The organism is Streptococcus mitis B6 (assembly GCF_000027165.1).
GTDB lineage: Bacteria > Bacillota > Bacilli > Lactobacillales > Streptococcaceae > Streptococcus > Streptococcus mitis_AR.
In genome coordinates this window covers 1,788,793-1,808,601 of the sequence record NC_013853.1, presented here as the reverse complement: position 1 = coordinate 1,808,601, position 19,809 = coordinate 1,788,793, and the positions used below count along the sequence as shown (strand labels likewise).

Genomic DNA, 19,809 nt, shown 5'->3' with positions numbered 1-19,809 from the left:
TCTTGTCACATGCAATTTTTGGATAATCGCGTGAGGAGAGTTGCTTCTCATGAGGAAAGTCCATGCTAGCACAGGCTGTGATGCCTGTAGTGTTTGTGCTAGGCGAAACCATAAGCCTAGGGACGAGTAATCGTTACGGCAGTTGAAATGGCTAAGTCCTCGGATAGGTCAGAGTAGGCTTGAAAGTGCCACAGTGACGGAGTCTTTCTGGAAACAGAGAGAGTGGAACGCGGTAAACCCCTCAAGCTAGCAACCCAAATTTTGGTCGGGGCATGGAGTACGCGGAAACGAACGTAGTATTCTGACTGCTATCAGCTAGAGCTATTAGTGGTAGACAGATGATTATCGAAGGAAGTGGTCCTAGTCACTTCTGGAACAAAACATGGCTTATAGAAAATTGCATATAGGTTGGGGCTGAGAAATTTTCTCAACCTCATTTTTTAAAGTGGACATATAGAAAGGTCTTGCAAGACTGTAACATGAAAAAAGAATTTAATTTAATCGCTACTGCAGCAGCAGGTCTTGAAGCTGTTGTGGGACGAGAAGTGCGAGAGTTGGGCTATGATTGTCAGGTTGAAAATGGACGTGTTCGTTTTCAAGGAGACGTGAGAGCTATTATCGAAACCAACCTCTGGCTTCGGGCAGCAGATCGTATCAAAATTATCGTAGGAACGTTCCCAGCTAAGACTTTTGAAGAGCTGTTTCAGGGAGTTTTTGCTTTAGATTGGGAAAATTATTTACCACTCGGAGCTCGGTTCCCGATTTCCAAGGCCAAATGTGTTAAATCTAAACTGCATAATGAACCCAGTGTTCAGGCTATTTCTAAGAAAGCTGTTGTCAAGAAATTGCAGAAACACTACGCCCGCCCAGAAGGTGTTCCTCTGATGGAGAATGGTCCAGAGTTTAAGATTGAGGTCTCTATTCTCAAAGATGTGGCAACTGTCATGATTGATACGACCGGGTCTAGCCTATTTAAACGTGGTTATCGTACCGAAAAAGGGGGAGCCCCTATCAAGGAAAACATGGCGGCAGCTATTTTACAACTTTCTAACTGGTATCCAGACAAGCCTTTGATTGATCCGACCTGTGGTTCGGGGACTTTCTGTATCGAGGCTGTCATGATTGCCAGAAAGATGGCGCCTGGTCTTCGTCGCTCCTTTGCTTTTGAGGAATGGAACTGGATTAGCGATCGCTTGATTCAAGAAGTGCGCACAGAGGCGGCTAAAAAAGTAGACCGTGAGCTGGAACTGGATATCATGGGCTGTGATATCGATGCACGCATGGTGGAAATTGCTAAGGCCAATGCCCAGGCAGCTGGTGTTGCAGGAGACATTACTTTTAAGCAGATGCGCGTGCAGGATTTGCGTTCCGATAAAATCAATGGTGTGATTATTTCCAATCCGCCTTACGGGGAGCGTTTATCAGATGATGCAGGGGTGACCAAGCTTTATGCTGAGATGGGTCAAGTATTTGCACCGCTGAAAACGTGGAGCAAATTTATCCTAACTAGTGATGAAGCCTTTGAGACCAAGTACGGCAGTCAGGCGGACAAGAAGCGCAAGTTGTACAATGGAACTTTAAAAGTTGATTTGTATCAATATTTCGGTCAGCGTGTTAAACGTCAGGAAGTAAAGTAGGAAGGAAAACTCATGAGTAAGAAAAGACATGATCGTCATATAACAGAACATCAAGAAGCGCAATTTGATTTTGATGATGCCAAAGAGCTAACGGTTGGAGAAGCCATGCTAAAAAATGAAGAGGTGGAAGCAGGTGTATTGCCTGGAGATTCTATCTTGGACAAGTATGTGAAACAACATAAAGATGAAATTGAGGCAGATAAGTTTGAAACGCGTCAGTTTAGCAAGGATGATTTAGTTGAAAAAGAAGGGATAGAAGAGATAGAGGAGACTCAGACTCTGGATAATTTACTTCAAGAGCTTCGTGAGGAAACAGGAGTAACTTCTCCAGCTTCAGAAGATGAATTGAGTCAGTTTGATGATTTAGAATTAACACGAGTTTCAGAAACTCCTCTTGTTGAAGCCTCTGAGACTGAAGATATTCCAACACTTTATCGAGTCACAGATAGTGAAGATGGAAAAAGTAAGAAGAAATGGGTGCTTTACGGTATTCTAGCAGCCTTAGTGGTTCTTATCCTTGGAACTGGTTATTATATTTATCGTCAGGTGGCTCGTTCGACCAAGGAAATCCAAACTTCTCAATCAACTACAAATACGCAGTCAGATGTGGAAGAATTCAATAATTTATATGATGCCTTCTATACAGATAGCAACAAAACGGCTTTGAAGAATAGCCAATTTGATAAACTGAGTCAACTGAAAACCTTGCTTGATAAGCTAGAAGGTAGTCGTGAATATACGCTAGCAAAATCTAAGTATGATAGTCTAGCGATTCAAATAAAGGCCATTCAAGATGTCAATGCTCAATTTGAGAAGCCAGCTATTGTAGATGGAGTTTTGGACACTAACGCTAAAGCTAAATCAGATGCTAAATTTACAGATATTAAAACTGGCAATACGGAGCTTGATAAAGTGCTAGATAAGGCTATCAGCCTTGGTAAGAGCCAGCAAACAAGTACTTCTAGTTCAAGTTCAAGTGAAACTAGTAGTTCAAGTTCAAGTCAAGCAAGCTCAAATACGACTAGTGAGACAAGCCCAAGTAGTTCAAATGCTGCCTCAAATGAAACTAGAAGTTCTCGTAGTGAAGTCAATATGGGTCTCTCGAGTGCAGGGGTTGCTGTTCAAAGAAGTGCCAGTCGTGTTGCCTATAATCAGTCTGCTATTGATGATAGTAACAACTCTGCTTGGGATTTTGCGGATGGTGTCTTGGAACAAATTTTAGCAACTTCACGCTCACGTGGTTATATTACTGGTAACCAATATATCCTTGAACGTGTTAATATCGTTAATGGCAATGGTTATTACAACCTCTATAAGCCAGATGGAACCTATCTCTTTACCCTTAACTGTAAGACAGGATATTTTGTCGGAAATGGTGCTGGACATGCGGATGACTTGGACTACTAAACAGTCGTTACAAAATTCTTTCTTTTCAAAAGTAAAAATGATAAAATAAAACAAATGAAACAAGAGGAGTGTCAAATGACAAAAGCTAACTTTGGTGTCGTAGGTATGGCCGTAATGGGTCGTAACCTTGCCCTTAATATTGAATCTCGTGGTTACACAGTTGCTATTTACAACCGTAGTAAAGAAAAAACGGAAGATGTAATTGCTTGCCATCCTGAAAAGAACTTTGTACCAAGCTATGACGTTGAAAGTTTTGTAAACTCAATCGAAAAACCACGTCGTATCATGCTTATGGTTCAAGCTGGACCTGGTACAGATGCTACTATCCAAGCCCTTCTTCCACACCTTGACAAGGGTGATATCTTGATTGACGGAGGAAACACTTTCTACAAAGATACCATCCGTCGTAATGAAGAATTGGCAAACTCAGGTATCAACTTTATCGGTACTGGGGTTTCTGGTGGTGAAAAAGGTGCCCTTGAAGGTCCTTCTATCATGCCTGGTGGACAAAAAGAAGCTTATGAATTGGTTGCGGATGTTCTTGAAGAAATCTCAGCTAAAGCACCAGAAGATGGCAAACCATGTGTGACTTACATCGGTCCTGATGGAGCTGGTCACTATGTGAAAATGGTTCACAACGGTATTGAGTATGGTGATATGCAATTGATTGCAGAAAGCTATGACTTGATGCAACACTTGCTAGGCCTTTCTGCAGAAGATATGGCTGAAATCTTTACTGAGTGGAACAAGGGTGAATTGGACAGCTACTTGATTGAAATCACAGCTGATATCTTGAGCCGTAAAGACGATGAAGGTCAAGATGGACCAATCGTAGACTACATCCTTGATGCCGCAGGTAACAAGGGAACTGGTAAATGGACTAGTCAATCATCACTTGACCTTGGTGTGCCATTGTCACTCATCACTGAGTCAGTATTTGCACGTTACATCTCTACTTACAAAGAAGAACGCGTGCATGCTAGCAAGGTTCTTCCAAAACCAGCTGCCTTCAAATTTGAAGGAGACAAGGCTGAATTGATTGAAAAAATCCGTCAAGCCCTTTACTTCTCAAAAATCATTTCATATGCACAAGGTTTTGCTCAATTGCGTGTAGCTTCTAAAGAAAACAACTGGAACTTGCCATTTGCGGACATCGCATCTATCTGGCGTGATGGCTGTATCATCCGTTCTCGTTTCTTGCAAAAGATTACAGATGCTTACAACCGTGATGCAGACCTTGCTAACCTTCTTTTGGATGAATACTTCTTGGATGTTACTGCTAAGTACCAACAAGCAGTGCGTGATATCGTAGCTCTTGCTGTTCAAGCTGGTGTGCCGGTGCCAACTTTCTCAGCAGCTATTACTTACTTTGATAGCTACCGCTCAGCTGACCTTCCAGCTAACTTGATTCAAGCGCAACGTGACTACTTTGGTGCCCACACTTACCAACGTAAAGACAAAGAAGGAACCTTCCACTACTCTTGGTATGACGAAAAATAAGTAGGTCTGCCATGGGGAAACGGATTTTATTACTTGAGAAAGAACGAAATCTAGCTCACTTTTTAAGTTTGGAACTCCAAAAAGAGCAATACCGAGTTGATCAGGTTGAGGAGGGGCAAAAAGCCCTCTCCATGGCTCTTCAGACAGACTATGACTTGATTTTATTGAATGCTCGTCTGGGGGATATGACAGCCCAGGATTTTGCAGACAAGCTGAGTCGGACTAAGCCAGCCTCAGTCATCATGGTTTTGGACCATCGTGAAGAATTGCAAGGTCAGATTGAGACAATCCAACGCTTTGCCGTTTCTTACATCTATAAGCCGGTTATTATTGAGAATCTGGTAGCTCGTATTTCAGCGATTTTCCGAGGTCGGGACTTTATCGACCAACACTGTAGTCAGATGAAGGTTCCAACGTCTTACCGCAATCTGCGTATGGATGTAGAACATCATACCGTTTATCGTGGCGAGGAGATGATTGCTCTGACGCGTCGTGAGTATGACCTTTTGGCCACTCTTATGGGAAGCAAGAAAGTTCTGACTCGTGAGCAGTTGTTGGAAAGTGTCTGGAAGTATGAAAGTGCGACCGAAACAAATATCGTGGATGTCTATATCCGTTATCTACGTAGCAAGCTTGATGTAAAAGGTCAAAAAAGCTACATTAAAACCGTGCGTGGTGTTGGTTACACCATGCAAGAATAGAAAAGCAGTTGCAGTTATGTAACTGCTTTTTTGAGAGTGTTCCATATGTTGACATATGGTTGGATCTTTGCTACAATCGGTTATGGAGGATAGGTCTAATGAAAATAATAAAAAAATTGATGCAAATTGCATTAGCAGTCTTTTTCTTTGGTTTGCTAGCAACAAGTGCAGTATTGGCGGATGATGCTGATTCAGAAGGCTGGCAATTTGTACAAGAAAATGGTAGAACCTACTACAAGAAGGGTGACATCAAAGAAAAGGCCTGGCGAGTGATTGATGGCAAGACCTATTATTTTGATCATGTATCAGGAGAAATGGTTGTCGGCTGGCAATATATCCCGTTTCCATCTAAAGGTAGTACAATTGGTCCTTACCCAAATGGTTTAAGATTAGAATCTATGCCAATGCCACAATGGTATTACTTTAATCAAGATGGTGTCCTACAAGAATTTGTTGGTAAGCAAGTTTTAGAGGCAAAAACTGCTACAAATACCAACAAACATCATGGGGAACAATATGATAGTCCAGCAGAGAAACGAGTCTATTATTTTGAAGATCAGCGTAGCTATCATACTTTAAAAACGGGTTGGATTTCTGATGAGGGACACTGGTATTATTTACAAAAGAGTGGTGGCTTCGATGCTCGTATCGACAGTTTAACGGTTGGGGAGCCAGTGCGTGGCTGGAACAATGATAACTCAACTTGGTACTATCTAGATCCAGAAACTGGTATCATGCAAACTGGTTGGAAGCAAATTGGCAATAAGTGGTACTACCTCCGTTCATCAGGAGCTATGACAACTGGCTGGTATCAGGAAGGCTCAACTTGGTACTATTTAGATGCTGAAAATGGCGATATGAAAACAGGCTGGCAATATCTCGGTAACAAGTGGTACTATCTCCGTTCATCAGGAGCGATGGTCACTGGTTGGTTCCAGGTCGGCAGTAAATGGTACTACGCCTATAGCTCAGGTGCTTTAGCAGTGAATACCACTGTAGATGGCTACTACGTCAATTATAATGGCGAATGGGTTCAATAATGAAAGAGGCGATTGTGAATGGAAACAATCGCTTTTTTTGTGAAAATATAATAAAATAGATAGGAGAGAAGCAATACTTGTATGATAAATAAGACGACTTTTTCGTCTAGCAAAAGGAAAACATGACAAAAAAAGTTGGTGTCGGTCAGGCACATAGTAAGATTATTTTAATAGGGGAGCATGCGGTCGTTTACGGTTATCCTGCCATTTCCCTGCCTCTTTTGGAGGTGGAGGTGACTTGTAAGGTAGTTCCTGCAGCGAGTCCTTGGCGTCTCTATGAGGAAGATACCTTGTCCATGGCAGTTTATGCTTCGCTGGAGTATTTGGATATCAAAGAATCCTGCATTCGCTGTGAGATTGACTCGGCTATCCCTGAGAAACGGGGAATGGGTTCGTCAGCTGCTATCAGCATAGCGGCCATTCGTGCGGTATTTGACTACTATCAAGCCTACCTGCCTCATGATGTATTGGAAATCTTGGTCAATCGGGCGGAGATGATTGCCCATATGAATCCAAGTGGTTTGGATGCTAAGACCTGTCTCAGTGACCAGCCTATTCGCTTTATTAAGAACGTAGGATTTACAGAGCTTGAGATGAATTTATCTGCCTATTTGGTCATTGCAGATACGGGCGTTTATGGTCATACTCGTGAAGCCATCCAAGCGGTTCAAAGTAAGGGCAAGGATGCTCTACCATTTTTGCATGCCTTGGGAGAATTGACCCAGCAGGCAGAGGATGCGATTTCACGAAAAGATGCTGAAAGACTGGGACAAATCCTCAGTCAAGCGCATTTACATTTGAAAGAAATTGGTGTTAGTAGCCCTGAGGCAGACTCTTTGGTTGAAACAGCTCTTAGTCATGGTGCTCTGGGGGCTAAGATGAGCGGTGGTGGGCTAGGAGGTTGTATCATAGCCTTGGCAGACAATTTGACACACGCACAAGAACTAGCAGAAAGATTAGAAGAGAAAGGAGCTGTTCAGACATGGATAGAGAGCCTGTAACAGTACGTTCCTACGCAAATATTGCCATTATCAAATACTGGGGAAAGAAAAAAGAAAAAGAGATGGTTCCTGCTACTAGCAGTATTTCTCTGACTTTGGAAAATATGTACACGGAGACGACCTTGTCATCTCTACCGACGGATGCGACAGCTGATGCATTTTATATCAATGGTCAGTTACAAAATGAGGCAGAGCATGTCAAGATGAGTAAGATTATTGACCGCTACCGTCCAGATGGTGATGGCTTTGTTCGTATCGATACTCAAAACAGTATGCCTACCGCAGCGGGCTTGTCATCAAGTTCTAGTGGTTTGTCTGCCTTGGTCAAGGCTTGTAATGCTTATTTCAAGCTTGGTTTGAATCGGAGTCAGTTGGCACAGGAGGCTAAGTTTGCCTCAGGCTCTTCCTCTCGGAGTTTTTATGGACCACTCGGTGCCTGGGATAAGGATAGCGGAGAGATTTACCCGGTAGAGACAGGCCTGAAACTAGCTATGATTATGTTGGTGCTAGAAGACAAGAAAAAACCAATCTCTAGCCGTGATGGGATGAAACTTTGTGTGGAAACTTCGACGACCTTTGACGACTGGGTGCGTCAGTCTGAGAAGGATTATCAGGATATGCTGGTTTACCTCAAGGCAAATGACTTTGCCAAGGTTGGGGAATTAACGGAGAAAAATGCCCTGGCTATGCACGCTACGACCAAAACAGCATCACCAGCCTTTTCTTATCTGACGGATGCTTCTTATGAAGCCATGGACTTTGTCCGCCAGCTCCGTGAGCAAGGGGAAGCCTGCTACTTTACTATGGATGCTGGTCCCAATGTCAAGGTCCTCTGTCAGGAGAAAGACTTGGAGCATTTATCAGAAATCTTCGGTCAACGTTATCGCTTGATTGTGTCAAAAACAAAGGATTTGAGCCAAGATGGTTGCTGTTAAAACTTGTGGAAAACTCTATTGGGCAGGTGAATATGCTATTTTAGAGCCAGGGCAGTTAGCCTTGATAAAGGCCATCCCCATCTATATGAAAGGCGAGATTGCTTTTTCTGATAGTTACCGTATCTATTCGGATCTGTTTGATTTTGCAGTGGATTTGACGCCAAATCCTGACTATAGCTTGATTCAAGAAACGGTTGCTTTAGTGGAAGATTTCCTGACTTATCGATGTCAAACTTTAATACCTTTTTCTCTAGAAATTCGAGGAAAAATGGAACGAGAAGGCAAAAAGTTTGGTCTAGGTTCTAGCGGTAGCGTCGTTGTCTTGGTTGTCAAGGCTTTACTGGCTCTGTATAATCTTTCAGTGGATCAGGAGCTCTTGTTCAAGCTGGCTAGCGCGGTCTTGCTCAAGCGCGGAGACAATGGTTCTATGGGGGACCTTGCCTGTATTGTGGCAGAGAAATTGGTTCTTTACCAGTCATTTGATCGCCAGAAGGTAGCAGCTTGGTTGAAAGAAGAAAATTTGTCGACAGTTTTAGAGCGTGATTGGGGCTTTTCAATTTCACAAGTGAAACCAACTTTAGAATGTGATTTCTTAGTGGGATGGACCAAGGAAGTGGCTGTATCTAGTGATATGGTTCAGCAAATCAAGCAAAATATCAATCAGAATTTTTTAAGTTCCTCAAAAGAAACGGTGGTTTCTTTGGTAGAATCCTTGGAGCAGGGGAAAGCAGAAAAAATTATCGAGCAAGTAGAAGTAGCCAGCAAGCTCTTGGAAGGCTTGAGCGCAGATATTTACACGCCTTCGCTTAGACAGTTGAAAGAAGCCAGTCAAGATTTGCAAGCTGTTGCTAAGAGTAGCGGCGCTGGTGGTGGTGATTGTGGTATTGCCTTGAGTTTTGATGAGCAATCAACTGAAACCCTAAAAAACCGTTGGGCCGATCTGGGGATTGAGCTCTTATACCAAGAAAGGATAGGACATGACGACAAATCGTAAGGATGAGCACATCCGCTATGCCCTTGAGCAGAAAAGTTCCTATAATAGCTTTGATGAGGTGGAGCTGATTCATTCTTCCTTGCCTCTTTACGATCTGGATGAAATCGATCTGTCGACAGAGTTTGCTGGTCAAAAGTGGGACTTTCTTTTTTATATCAATGCCATGACAGGTGGGAGCGATAAGGGTAAAGAAATTAATCAAAAGCTGGCTCAGGTGGCAGATGCCTGTGGGATTTTGTTTGTGACGGGTTCTTATAGCGCAGCCCTCAAGGATCCAACAGATGACTCTTTTTCTGTCAGGTCTAGTCATCCAAATCTCCTTCTTGGAACCAATATTGGATTGGACAAGCCTGTCGAGTTAGGCCTTCAGACTGTAGAAGAAATGAATCCTCTTCTCTTGCAAGTGCATGTTAATGTTATGCAGGAATTACTCATGCCTGAGGGGGAAAGAACGTTCAGAAACTGGCAATCGCATCTGGCAGATTATAGCAAGCAAATCCCTGTTCCTATTGTTCTCAAGGAAGTGGGCTTTGGAATGGATGCCAAGACCATCGAGAGAGCCTATGAACTGGGCGTTCGAACCTTTGACCTGTCTGGTCGTGGTGGTACCAGTTTTGCCTACATTGAAAACCGTCGTAGTGGTCAACGTGATTACCTCAATCAATGGGGCCAGTCTACCATGCAAGCCCTTCTCAATGCCCAAGACTGGAAAGACAGGGTTGAACTCTTGGTCAGTGGTGGCGTTCGCAATCCGCTGGATATGATTAAGTGTCTGGTCTTTGGTGCCAAGGCTGTAGGACTGTCTCGAACAGTTTTGGAATTGGTTGAAACCTACACAGTTGAAGAAGTGATTGGCATTGTCCAAGGCTGGAAAGACGATCTGCGTTTGATTATGTGTGCCCTTAATTGTGCCACCATAGCAGATTTGCAAAAAGTAGACTATCTTCTATATGGAAAATTAAAAGAAGCAAAGGATCAGATGAAAAAGGCGTAACCACCGCCTTTTTTCCATCTTCAGACCGAGGTGACTTTTTTGAATTGTGATAAAATAGAAGGGAGAGGATGAACCTATGAGAAAATTTAAAATCTTTTTATTTATCGAAGCCTGTCTTTTGACAGGAGCTCTGATTTTGATGGTATCAGAGCATTTTTCGCGTTTTCTGCTGATTCTATTCCTCTTTTTGCTTTTGATTCGCTATTACACTGGTAAAGAGGGCAATAATCTTCTTTTGGTGGTGGCAACCATTCTCTTCTTTTTCATCGTTATGCTCAATCCTTTTGTGATTCTAGCTATTTTTGTTGCGGTCATATACAGCCTTTTTCTTCTTTATCCGATGATGAACCAGGAAAAAGAGCAAACCAATTTGGTGTTTGAAGAGGTGGTAACGGTTAAGAAGGAGAAAAATCGTTGGTTTGGGAATCTCCATCATTTTTCAAGTTACCAGACTTGCCAATTTGATGATATCAATCTTTTTCGTCTCATGGGCAAGGACACTATTCATCTGGAGAGGGTCATCCTAACCAATCATGATAATGTCATTATCCTCAGAAAGATGGTAGGAACGACCAAAATCATTGTGCCTGTAGATGTGGAAGTCAGTCTCAGCGTTAACTGTCTCTATGGGGATTTGACTTTTTTCAATCAGCCCAAGCGAGCCCTCCGCAATGAACACTATCATCAAGAAACAAGAGACTATTTCAAGAGTAACAAGAGTGTCAAGATTTTCTTGACCACTATGATTGGGGATGTGGAGGTGGTCAGAGGATGAAAAAACAAGCCTATGTAATGATTGCTCTCACCTCCTTTCTGTTTGTCTTATTTTTCTCCCACAGCTTACTGGAAATCCTTGATTTTGACTGGTCTATCTTTTTGCACGATGTCGAAAAAACAGAAAAATTTATCTTTTTGTTGTTGGTTTTCAGCATGTTCATGACCTGTCTCTTAGCCCTATTTTGGCGAGGTATTGAGGAGCTTTCTCTAAGAAAAATGCAGGCCAATCTCAAGCGTTTGTTAGCAGGGAAAGAAGTGGTTCAGGTTTCCGATCCAGATTTGGACGCCAGTTTCAAGTCCTTGTCAGGTAAACTTAACCTCTTGACAGAAGCACTTCAAAAGGCTGAAAATCACAGTCTTGCTCAGGAAGAGGAAATCATTGAGAAGGAAAGAAAGCGGATTGCTCGGGATTTGCACGATACAGTCAGTCAGGAGTTGTTTGCGGTCCACATGATTTTGTCAGGTGTCAGTCAGCAGGCTTTGAAATTGGATAGAGAAAAGATGCAGACCCAGTTGCAGAGTGTCACAGCTATTTTAGAAACTGCCCAGAAGGATTTGCGGGTTCTACTTTTGCATTTGCGACCAGTTGAACTGGAGCAGAAGAGCTTAATAGAAGGGATTCAAATTCTCCTAAAAGAGCTTGAGGACAAGAGTGATCTCAAGGTTAGTCTCAAGCATAATGTAACGAAATTGCCTAAGAAAATCGAGGAACATATCTTCCGCATTTTGCAGGAGTTGATTAGTAATACCCTCCGCCATGCTCAGGCCTCTTGCCTAGATGTCTACCTCTATCAGACAGATGTTGAATTGCAGCTGAAGGTAGTGGACAATGGAATTGGTTTCCAGTTAGGGAGCTTCGATGAGCTGAGTTATGGACTCCGTAATATCAAGGAGCGGGTTGAAGATATGGCAGGGACGGTTCAGTTATTGACAGCTCCCAAGCAAGGATTAGCAGTTGATATCCGTATTCCCTTGCTAGATAAGGAATCATAAAGGAGTAAAGATGAAAATTTTACTGGTAGATGACCATGAAATGGTCCGATTGGGCTTGAAAAGCTACTTTGACCTCCAAGACGATGTAGAAGTTGTGGGTGAGGCGGCAAACGGATCTCAAGGAATTGACTTGGCATTGGAACTGCGTCCAGATGTCATTGTCATGGATATTGTCATGCCTGAGATGAATGGAATTGACGCGACCTTGGCCATCCTTAAAGAATGGCCTGAAGCCAAGATTTTGATTGTGACCTCGTACTTGGACAATGAAAAAATCATGCCGGTCTTGAATGCCGGTGCCAAAGGCTATATGCTCAAAACTTCAAGTGCAGACGAACTACTCCATGCCGTCCGTAAGGTGGCTGCTGGAAAGTTGGCCATTGAGCAAGAGGTCAGCAAGAAGGTTGAATACCACCGCAATCATATCGAGCTTCACGAGGACCTGACTGCGCGTGAGCGAGATGTACTTCAACTCATCGCCAAGGGTTATGAAAATCAGCGCATCGCAGATGAACTTTTTATCTCTCTCAAGACGGTCAAGACCCATGTGTCCAATATCCTAGCCAAACTTGAAGTCAGCGATCGTACCCAGGCAGCAGTCTATGCCTTTCAGCACCATTTGGTAGGGCATGAGGAGTTTTAGATAAGTATAACAGATTTACTTGTTGAGCTAGAAGCAACAAAAGATTCAAAAAAGGCAGGACCCATGGAAGCCTATATGCGCCATCAATTTTTCTTCCTAGGTATTGCGGCTCCTGAAAGCTATGCAGTCTTATCTAACGGAGAACGATTTACCTAAGCTTGAGCGGTTAGTCGTCACAAAATCCTGGTGGGATACCGTAGATATCCTAGATCGAGTAGTAGGGAGCTTGGTGTATGACCACCCTGAACTAGAAGAAATAATCTTAAAATGGAGCCTATCAGATAATATCTGGCTGAGACGGGTCGCTATTGACCACCAGTTGTTAAGAAAAGAGAAGACCAATGTTCAATTACTGGAAAAGATTCTGCTTCATAATTTGAACCAAACAGAATTCTTTATCAAGAAAGCCATTGGCTGGGCTCTGAGAGACTACTCCAAAATGAATCCAGTTTGGGTAGCAGGCTTCATTGAGAAAAACAAGGAAAGAATAGCTGACCTTAGTATCAAAGAAGCAAGCAAGTACCTCTACCATCATTGAAAAGCGCAGTCATTACTTGAAAAAAGTCGTCCATTTATGTTATAATAGACTGTATTTAAAAAATTTTAAGGAGAAATGACAGAATGTCTGTATCATTTGAAAACAAAGAAACAAACCGTGGTGTCTTGACTTTCACTATCTCTCAAGACCAAATCAAACCAGAATTGGACCGTGTCTTCAACTCAGTGAAGAAATCTCTTAATGTTCCAGGTTTCCGTAAAGGTCACCTTCCACGCCCTATCTTCGACAAAAAATTTGGTGAAGAGTCACTTTACCAAGATGTTATGAACGCTCTTTTGCCAAACGCTTATGAAGCTGCAGTAAAAGAAGCTGGTCTTGAAGTGGTTGCTCAACCAAAAATTGACGTAACTTCAATGGAAAAAGGTCAAGACTGGGTTATCACTGCTGAAGTCGTGACAAAACCTGAAGTTAAATTGGGTGACTACAAAAACCTTGAAGTATCAGTAGATGTAGAAAAAGAAGTAACTGACGCTGACGTTGAAGAGCGTATCGAACGCGAACGCAACAACTTGGCTGAATTGGTTATCAAAGAAGCTGCTGCTGAAAACGGCGACACTGTTGTCATCGACTTCGTCGGTTCTATCGACGGTGTTGAATTTGACGGCGGAAAAGGTGAAAACTTCTCACTTGGACTTGGTTCAGGTCAATTCATCCCTGGTTTCGAAGACCAATTGGTAGGTCACTCAGCTGGCGAAACTGTTGATGTTATCGTAACATTCCCAGAAGACTACCAAGCAGAAGACCTTGCAGGTAAAGAAGCTAAATTCGTAACAACTATCCACGAAGTAAAAGCGAAAGAAGTTCCAGCTCTTGACGATGAACTTGCAAAAGACATCGACGAAGAAGTTGAAACACTTGCTGAATTGAAAGAAAAATACCGTAACGAATTGGCTGCTGCTAAAGAAGAAGCTTACAAAGATGCAGTAGAAGGTGCAGCAATCGATAAAGCTGTAGAAAACGCTGAAATCGTAGAACTTCCAGAAGAAATGATCCACGAAGAAGTTCACCGTTCAGTAAATGAATTCCTTGGAAACTTGCAACGTCAAGGTATCAACCCTGATATGTACTTCCAAATCACTGGAACTACTCAAGAAGACCTTCACAAACAATACGAGGGAGAAGCTGAGTCACGTACTAAGACTAACCTTGTTATCGAAGCAGTTGCGAAAGCTGAAGGATTTGACGCTTCAGAAGAAGAAATCCAAAAAGAAATCGAGCAATTGGCTGCAGATTACAACATGGAAGTGGCACAAGTACAAAGCTTGCTTTCAGCTGATATGTTGAAACACGATATCACAATCAAAAAAGCTGTTGAATTGATTACAAGCACAGCAACAGTTAAATAATATTAATAAACAAAAATCCCACCTGCTTAGGTGGGTTTTCTTATGCGCTATTTTCCGAAAATCTCTTCAAACCACGTCAGCGTCGCCTTACCGTACTCAAGTACAGCTTGCGGCTAGCTTCCTAGTTTGCTCTTTGATTTTCATTGAGTATTAATAAACAAAAATCCCACCTGAATTGGTGGGTTTTCTTATGCACTATTTTCCAAAAATCTCTTTGAGGTCTGCATCTGTAATCCCAATCATGGCTGGGATGCTGTCCCAGTTTTCTTCTGTTAGGATGTAGGATGGTTCAGAGGTACTTGATGTGGCAGTTTCAGAGACCGCTGGTTGCTTTTCTTCCATATTTTCAATTAAATCACTGAAGCGTTCAACCAGATAGGTTTTTCGGGCAGTTCCGATATGTTGGGTAGCATAGTTGAAGGACTGTAATTCACCTAGTAAGATAAGCTTGCTTTTGGCGCGTGTAATTGCTGTATAGATGAGGTTTCGCTCCAGCATACGCCTACTAGCACTAGTGATAGGTAGGATGACAACAGGGAACTCACTTCCCTGTGATTTATGGATGCTCATGGCATAGGCCAGGCGAATCTTGTACCATTCGTTACGTGGGTAAGAGACCTCGTTGCCATCAAAATCAATGACAATCTCATCTTGCTTCGACTCGGTGTATTTACCAGGAATCAGGTCTGTGATGGCTCCTAAATCTCCATTAAAGACATTGATTTCAGCATCGTTGACCAAATGAATGACCTTGTCGCCCTTACGATAATGGCACTGGGGAGCTTCAAAACTGAGTTGATCTTTTTGTGGTGGGTTGAGCAGGTCTTGCATGAGCTGATTGATAGCGTCAATCCCTGCAGTTCCTCGATACATGGGAGCCAGAACTTGGATATCACGGGCAGGGATACCACTTCTTAGGGCAGCGCCTAAGATTTTTTCAATCGTAGCTGGAATATGGCCGCTAGCAATTTCAAAGTAGGAACGGTCTGCTTTTTTCTGGGTGAAATCAGCAGGCAAGATGCCCTGTCGAATCTGACTAGCTAGGGTAACGATAGTTGATTCTTCGCTTTGCCGGTAAATTTTTTCCAAGCGAGTCTGAGGAATCAAGGGAATATGAAGCAGATCCGCTAGAACCTGTCCAGGACTGACAGAAGGCAACTGGTCGCTGTCGCCCACGATGAGGATCTTACTGTTAGAAGAGATGTTGGAGAAGAGTTGATTGGCCAGCCAAGTATCCACCATGGAAAATTCATCTACGATGATAAAGTCAGCATCCAGATAATCTTCCAGATGACTAGTATCATCGTCGCCTGTCATTCCTAAATGACGGTGTATAGTCGCGCTTGGCAAGCCTGTCAGTTCATTCATACGACGCGCTGCACGACCAGTTGGAGCGGCGAGGAGAATGGGTAGGTTGCTTTTTTTCTTGAGGTCAAGTCCTTCTAAGAGGGCATATACAGCGATAATCCCATTGATAACAGTTGTTTTACCAGTACCAGGCCCACCTGTCAGGATAAAGACCTTGTTCTGAATAGCGTCGTAGATAGCTTGTTTTTGAATGCTATCATACTCAATCCCCAGTTCTTCCTCGACAGTAGCGATATGTTTTTTAATGGTTTCTAAATCATGACTCTTCTGTTTTCCTTTTTCAAGGATACGAACCAAGTGACTGCGGATGCCTTCCTCAGCGAAAAAGAGGCTATTATCAAAGATTTTGGTATCAATCTGCTGAACCTTGTCTTCTTCGATGAGGTAGGAGAGCTCTTGAGCTACTTGGCTGGGATCCAGTTCTACGGGGCGGGAAGATTCAAGGAGAGTAAGGGTTTGTTCTAGCAAATCCCGTGCTTCAACATAGGTGTCCCCTGTTTCCATACAGGCCTGAAAAAGACTATGAACTAGACCGGCGCGGAAGCGTTCAGGGGCCTGACTTTCGATGCCTAGTTCTTCCGCTAATTGGTCGGCAATGGTAAAGCCCAAACCCTTGATGTCCTCAACCAGCTGGTAGGGATAATTTTCAACCACATCAAGGGTTTCTTCCTTGTAAAAGTCTTGAATCTGAAAGGCTAATTTATTGGGAATGCCGTAGTTGGCTAGTTTGGCCAAAACCATCTCCGTTCCGTAGTTGAGACGGAGGGTGGAGACGAAAGACTCGCGATTTTTGGCAGAGAGTCCTGCGATGCCTTCTAACTTTTCGGGGTGTTGCAAAATTTCGTCAATGGTATTGTCGCCATAGGTGTCCACGATTTTCTGAGCTGTCTTGAGACCAATTCCCTTGAAATGGCTACTTGAAAAGTACTTGACCAAGCCCTTGCTAGTTGGTTTTGCGCGTTCATATCGGCTGATTTGCAGTTGTTCCCCATACTTGGAGTGCTGGACAATTTGTCCCCAAAAAGTATAGTCTTCTCCTTCAATCACATCAGCCATGGTGCCAGTGACAATAATTTCAAAATCATCAAAGTTTTCTGCGTCTGTATCGTCGATTTCTAGGAGAAGAATACGATAAAAATTGCTGGGATTTTCAAAAATAATCCGTTCAATGGTTCCTGAAAAATAAACTTCCATAAGATTCCTTTGCATAAATAGGTGAGAGTTAATACTCTTCGAAAATCTCTTCAAACCACGTCAGCTTCCATCTGCAACCTCAAAACACTGTTTTGAGCAACCTGCGGCTAGCTTCCTAGTTTGCTCTTTGATTTTCATTGAGTATAACTTTGTTTCTATCTTAATCAAACTGGAATAATCATATTCTCACGATAGAAGAAGAGGCTGAGATTGGTGATTCTCGGCCTCTTAGGTCTCTTAAAATGTTCCGATACGGGTGATTGGCCAGAAGCGGAATTTAGCTTCCCCTGTGATATCTTTTGCTTTGAAGGTACCTACGTGACGGCTGTCGCTAGAAACCAAGCGGTCGTCTCCGAGGAGAAGGTATTCTCCTTCTGGAACAGTAAAGCTAAAGTTGGTGTTATAGTTGACATCAACTGTGAAGGCTTGAGCTTTTTCCGCAATACTTCTAAAGAAGGTTCCTTTATTTCCTTCAAAGCCCTTGCCTGAGTAGGTGCTTTGGAGTTTGTCATCCTTGAAACGTTTGATATAGTCAGCTAGGTAAGGTTCGTCCGTCTCTTTATCATTGATGTAAAGTTTATCGTTTTCGTAACGGATAGTATCGCCAGGCATTCCAATCACGCGCTTGACGATGTCCTTATTGCCATCTTCCTCATGGGCCACCACGATATCAAAACGGTCAATAGGAAGGTGTTTGACAACGAAGAGAATTTCGCCATCCGCTAGGGTCGGATCCATGGAATGCCCTTCTACGCGGACATTACTCCAAAAAAAGATACGGCTCAAAGCTAGTAATGACAGAATCAGGAGGAACAATCCCCACTCTTTTAGGAAATTTTTAAATGAATTCATAACTTACCTTTCTAAGCGTTTTTTCGCTTTTTCAGTATTTTTAAAGTGCAGTTTGGCGCAGAAGTTGAGTCCCTGCATTCCATAGGCTTGCAAAATCTGGCTAGCCACCTTATCAGAAGCCGTCCCAGCTCCACTTGGAAGTTGGTAGCCTAATTCTCGACCAAGATTTTCAAGATTTTCTAGGAAAAGATCTCGCGCAATGATAGAAGAAACTGCGACAGCCAAGTATTTGCCCTCAGCCTTTTCTTCTAAGCTGATAGGATTGCTGAAACGATTGGCCTCTTGTGCCAAGTACTTGTCATAATTTTTAGCACTGGTAAAGGCATCAATCACAATTTTCTCAGGCTGAATGCCTTTTTGAAGGAGGAGATAGATAGCCTGATTATGGAGGGCAACCTTAACTGAAACAGCATTGTAGCGGTCTCCGATGACCTCGTTGTACTTGCTTGGTGAGAGAAGCAGTGCCTGGTGCTGGATTTTTTCCTTGAGGATAGGAGCAATCTGACGGATTTTTTGGTCGTTCAGAGTCTTAGAATCCCCCACACCGAGTTTTCGTAAGAAGTCATGCTGGTCAGGTGTGACAAAGGAAGCCACAACTGCAAGTCCACCAAAGTAGGAACCATTTCCCACCTCATCCGTCCCAATCAAAGGAAGATTTTGTCCGCTGGTTTCCTCTAGAACTTGATAGCCAAAGAAACGAGCATATTTCTCAGCTATTTCACCCTGAAGCAAGACCTTTCCAGAAGTATAGATAGAAACCGTTGCTTGAGGTAGTCTCAAAAAGTAGCGGATATAGGGATTCTTGCTGGGAGCCAGACTGGTTTGATAGTGTTCAAGAAAAGCCTGAATCTCCTTTTCGCTTGGTGTGAGTGTTATACTTGCCATAGTTTCTATTGTACCATAAAAGCAGGCAAATTTGTAAAAACTGACAAAATTAGTGAATTTTGGTATAATATCGTGAGGTGAATTTTATGGCAAATCTAAATCGATTCAAATTTACATTCGGGAAAAAAACGTTAACCTTGACAAGCGAGCATGATAATCTCTTTATGGAGGAAATTGCCAAGGTTGCGACAGAAAAATACCAAGCAATTAAAGAACAAATGCCAAGCGCAGATGATGAAACCATCGCTCTTTTGTTGGCAGTCAACTGTTTGTCAACTCAACTCAGCCGTGAGATTGAATTTGATGATAAGGAGCAAGAGTTAGAAGAACTCCGTCACAAGCTTGTGACTTGTAAGCAAGAACAGAGCAAGATTGAGGACTCCTTATGATTTCACTCCTTCTTCTATTGGTCTTGGCTTGGGGATTTTATATCGGCTATCGGAGAGGCCTGCTCTTACAGGTTTATTACCTGATTTCAGCCCTGGCATCGGCTTTTGTGGCTGGCCAGTTTTACAGGGGGCTTGGAGAACAATTCCATTTATTACTCCCTTATGCAAATCCGCAGGAAGGTCAGGGGACTTTCTTTTTCCCATCGGATCAACTCTTTCAGTTGGATAAGGTCTTTTACGCTGGTATCGGCTACTTGCTTGTATTTGGGATAGTCTATAGCTTTGGTCGTTTACTTGGTCTTCTTTTACACTTGATTCCTAGTAAAAAGCTTGGTGGCAAGTTGTTCCAAGTTTCAGCAGGTATCTTGTCCATGTTGGTGACCTTATTTGTCTTGCAAATGGCCTTGACCATCTTGGCGACCATCCCCATGGCAGCTATACAAAACCCTCTTGAAAAGAGTATCGTCGCAAAACACATCATCCAGAGCATACCAGTAACAACCAGTTGGCTCAAACAAATCTGGGTGACAAATTTAATCGGATAAAAAGGGCAGGAGTTTTCCTAGCCCTTTGTTTACAGATTGACTAGAATCT

General features: G+C 42.8%; 18 protein-coding genes, 1 other RNA gene and 1 pseudogene. 17 read left to right on the top strand and 3 right to left on the bottom strand.

All coding sequences use genetic code 11. The features are described from left to right. The first annotated feature begins 14 nt into the window (after positions 1–14). The 15 genes and pseudogenes from rnpB to tig all read left to right on the top strand — a co-directional run bounded on the left by rnpB (position 15) and on the right by tig (position 14,527). Positions 15–395, top strand: an RNA gene (gene rnpB, locus SMI_RS08900) — RNase P RNA component class B. Positions 396–479: 84 nt separating this feature from the next. Further along, positions 480–1,637, top strand: coding sequence for a THUMP domain-containing class I SAM-dependent RNA methyltransferase (locus tag SMI_RS08895; RefSeq protein ID WP_000711367.1), 1,158 nt, complete (start codon positions 480–482; stop codon positions 1,635–1,637). A 12-nt stretch (positions 1,638–1,649) separates the two neighbouring features. Beyond that, positions 1,650–3,044, top strand: coding sequence for a cell division site-positioning protein MapZ (mapZ, locus tag SMI_RS08890; RefSeq protein ID WP_000039110.1), 1,395 nt, complete (start codon positions 1,650–1,652; stop codon positions 3,042–3,044). Between the two features lie 75 nt (positions 3,045–3,119). Next, positions 3,120–4,544: an NADP-dependent phosphogluconate dehydrogenase gene (gene gndA / locus SMI_RS08885; protein ID WP_000158778.1), complete on the top strand. Its 1,425-nt coding sequence runs from the start codon at positions 3,120–3,122 to the stop codon at positions 4,542–4,544. 11 nt (positions 4,545–4,555) lie between these two features. Continuing rightward, a complete protein-coding gene (locus tag SMI_RS08880) occupies positions 4,556–5,245 on the top strand; it encodes a response regulator transcription factor (RefSeq protein WP_000518031.1) in 690 nt (229 codons plus the stop codon). A gap of 98 nt (positions 5,246–5,343) precedes the next feature. Beyond that, positions 5,344–6,285, top strand: a complete 942-nt coding sequence (locus tag SMI_RS08875; protein WP_000691497.1) for an N-acetylmuramoyl-L-alanine amidase family protein — start codon at positions 5,344–5,346, stop codon at positions 6,283–6,285. A gap of 122 nt (positions 6,286–6,407) precedes the next feature. After that, positions 6,408–7,286 carry a mevalonate kinase gene (mvk, locus tag SMI_RS08870; RefSeq protein WP_000163300.1) on the top strand — a complete coding sequence of 293 codons (879 nt, stop codon included), beginning with the start codon at positions 6,408–6,410 and terminating at the stop codon, positions 7,284–7,286. Further along, positions 7,268–8,221, top strand: a complete 954-nt coding sequence (mvaD, locus tag SMI_RS08865) for a diphosphomevalonate decarboxylase (RefSeq protein WP_000373473.1) — start codon at positions 7,268–7,270, stop codon at positions 8,219–8,221. The genes mvk and mvaD overlap by 19 nt, the downstream gene beginning before the upstream one ends. Next, positions 8,208–9,215: a phosphomevalonate kinase gene (locus tag SMI_RS08860; protein WP_000226748.1), complete on the top strand. Its 1,008-nt coding sequence runs from the start codon at positions 8,208–8,210 to the stop codon at positions 9,213–9,215. Before mvaD ends, SMI_RS08860 begins: the two co-directional genes overlap by 14 nt. Next, positions 9,199–10,209 (top strand): type 2 isopentenyl-diphosphate Delta-isomerase, encoded by a 1,011-nt coding sequence (fni, locus tag SMI_RS08855; RefSeq protein ID WP_000210637.1) that lies wholly within the window; start codon positions 9,199–9,201, stop codon positions 10,207–10,209. The genes SMI_RS08860 and fni overlap by 17 nt, the downstream gene beginning before the upstream one ends. A 76-nt stretch (positions 10,210–10,285) precedes the next feature. Next, entirely contained in the window at positions 10,286–10,984 is a 699-nt protein-coding gene (gene liaF / locus SMI_RS08850) for a cell wall-active antibiotics response protein LiaF (protein WP_001224650.1), read from the top strand. Next, the gene (locus tag SMI_RS08845) at positions 10,981–11,979 is read left to right on the top strand and encodes a sensor histidine kinase (RefSeq protein ID WP_000743693.1); all 999 of its coding nucleotides are present in this window, start codon (positions 10,981–10,983) and stop codon (positions 11,977–11,979) included. The genes liaF and SMI_RS08845 overlap by 4 nt, the downstream gene beginning before the upstream one ends. A 10-nt stretch (positions 11,980–11,989) precedes the next feature. Beyond that, positions 11,990–12,622, top strand: a complete 633-nt coding sequence (locus SMI_RS08840) for a response regulator transcription factor (RefSeq protein ID WP_000698413.1) — start codon at positions 11,990–11,992, stop codon at positions 12,620–12,622. Positions 12,623–12,685: 63 nt separating this feature from the next. Further along, positions 12,686–13,088: pseudogene (locus SMI_RS08830) on the top strand (DNA alkylation repair protein); the annotation flags it as partial. A gap of 155 nt (positions 13,089–13,243) precedes the next feature. Next, entirely contained in the window at positions 13,244–14,527 is a 1,284-nt protein-coding gene (tig, locus tag SMI_RS08825; protein ID WP_000116489.1) for a trigger factor, read from the top strand. 195 nt (positions 14,528–14,722) lie between these two features. On the opposite strand, the gene SMI_RS08820 is transcribed toward tig, so the two are convergent. From SMI_RS08820 to rnhC, 3 genes are all read right to left on the bottom strand, one after another. After that, entirely contained in the window at positions 14,723–17,089 is a 2,367-nt protein-coding gene (locus tag SMI_RS08820) for an ATP-dependent RecD-like DNA helicase (protein ID WP_000454519.1), read from the bottom strand. A gap of 237 nt (positions 17,090–17,326) precedes the next feature. Next, the gene (gene lepB / locus SMI_RS08815) at positions 17,327–17,941 is read right to left on the bottom strand and encodes a signal peptidase I (protein ID WP_004245100.1); all 615 of its coding nucleotides are present in this window, start codon (positions 17,939–17,941) and stop codon (positions 17,327–17,329) included. A 3-nt stretch (positions 17,942–17,944) separates the two neighbouring features. After that, positions 17,945–18,826, bottom strand: a complete 882-nt coding sequence (rnhC, locus tag SMI_RS08810; RefSeq protein ID WP_000146887.1) for a ribonuclease HIII — start codon at positions 18,824–18,826, stop codon at positions 17,945–17,947. An 86-nt stretch (positions 18,827–18,912) separates the two neighbouring features. Here rnhC and zapA point away from each other — a divergent pair, with 86 nt between their 5' ends. Both zapA and SMI_RS08800 read left to right on the top strand, forming a co-directional pair. After that, entirely contained in the window at positions 18,913–19,215 is a 303-nt protein-coding gene (zapA, locus tag SMI_RS08805; RefSeq protein WP_000002023.1) for a cell division protein ZapA, read from the top strand. Then, a complete protein-coding gene (locus SMI_RS08800) occupies positions 19,212–19,760 on the top strand; it encodes a CvpA family protein (protein WP_000624506.1) in 549 nt (182 codons plus the stop codon). The genes zapA and SMI_RS08800 overlap by 4 nt, the downstream gene beginning before the upstream one ends. Positions 19,761–19,809 lie beyond the last annotated feature (49 nt).

What these genes read in the sequence shown, in the direction of transcription:
- tig (WP_000116489.1), top strand. Translation starts at nt 13,244, where the DNA reads ATGTCTGTATCATTTGAAAACAAAGAAACAAACCGTGGTGTCTTGACT.
- mvk (WP_000163300.1), top strand. Translation starts at nt 6,408, where the DNA reads ATGACAAAAAAAGTTGGTGTCGGTCAGGCACATAGTAAGATTATTTTA.
- SMI_RS08840 (WP_000698413.1), top strand. Translation starts at nt 11,990, where the DNA reads ATGAAAATTTTACTGGTAGATGACCATGAAATGGTCCGATTGGGCTTG.
- SMI_RS08800 (WP_000624506.1), top strand. Translation starts at nt 19,212, where the DNA reads ATGATTTCACTCCTTCTTCTATTGGTCTTGGCTTGGGGATTTTATATC.
- mvaD (WP_000373473.1), top strand. Translation starts at nt 7,268, where the DNA reads ATGGATAGAGAGCCTGTAACAGTACGTTCCTACGCAAATATTGCCATT.
- SMI_RS08845 (WP_000743693.1), top strand. Translation starts at nt 10,981, where the DNA reads ATGAAAAAACAAGCCTATGTAATGATTGCTCTCACCTCCTTTCTGTTT.
- SMI_RS08895 (WP_000711367.1), top strand. Translation starts at nt 480, where the DNA reads ATGAAAAAAGAATTTAATTTAATCGCTACTGCAGCAGCAGGTCTTGAA.
- liaF (WP_001224650.1), top strand. Translation starts at nt 10,286, where the DNA reads ATGAGAAAATTTAAAATCTTTTTATTTATCGAAGCCTGTCTTTTGACA.
- gndA (WP_000158778.1), top strand. Translation starts at nt 3,120, where the DNA reads ATGACAAAAGCTAACTTTGGTGTCGTAGGTATGGCCGTAATGGGTCGT.
- rnhC (WP_000146887.1), bottom strand. Translation starts at nt 18,826, where the DNA reads ATGGCAAGTATAACACTCACACCAAGCGAAAAGGAGATTCAGGCTTTT.
- SMI_RS08820 (WP_000454519.1), bottom strand. Translation starts at nt 17,089, where the DNA reads ATGGAAGTTTATTTTTCAGGAACCATTGAACGGATTATTTTTGAAAAT.
- SMI_RS08875 (WP_000691497.1), top strand. Translation starts at nt 5,344, where the DNA reads ATGAAAATAATAAAAAAATTGATGCAAATTGCATTAGCAGTCTTTTTC.
- SMI_RS08860 (WP_000226748.1), top strand. Translation starts at nt 8,208, where the DNA reads ATGGTTGCTGTTAAAACTTGTGGAAAACTCTATTGGGCAGGTGAATAT.
- mapZ (WP_000039110.1), top strand. Translation starts at nt 1,650, where the DNA reads ATGAGTAAGAAAAGACATGATCGTCATATAACAGAACATCAAGAAGCG.
- SMI_RS08880 (WP_000518031.1), top strand. Translation starts at nt 4,556, where the DNA reads ATGGGGAAACGGATTTTATTACTTGAGAAAGAACGAAATCTAGCTCAC.
- fni (WP_000210637.1), top strand. Translation starts at nt 9,199, where the DNA reads ATGACGACAAATCGTAAGGATGAGCACATCCGCTATGCCCTTGAGCAG.
- lepB (WP_004245100.1), bottom strand. Translation starts at nt 17,941, where the DNA reads ATGAATTCATTTAAAAATTTCCTAAAAGAGTGGGGATTGTTCCTCCTG.
- zapA (WP_000002023.1), top strand. Translation starts at nt 18,913, where the DNA reads ATGGCAAATCTAAATCGATTCAAATTTACATTCGGGAAAAAAACGTTA.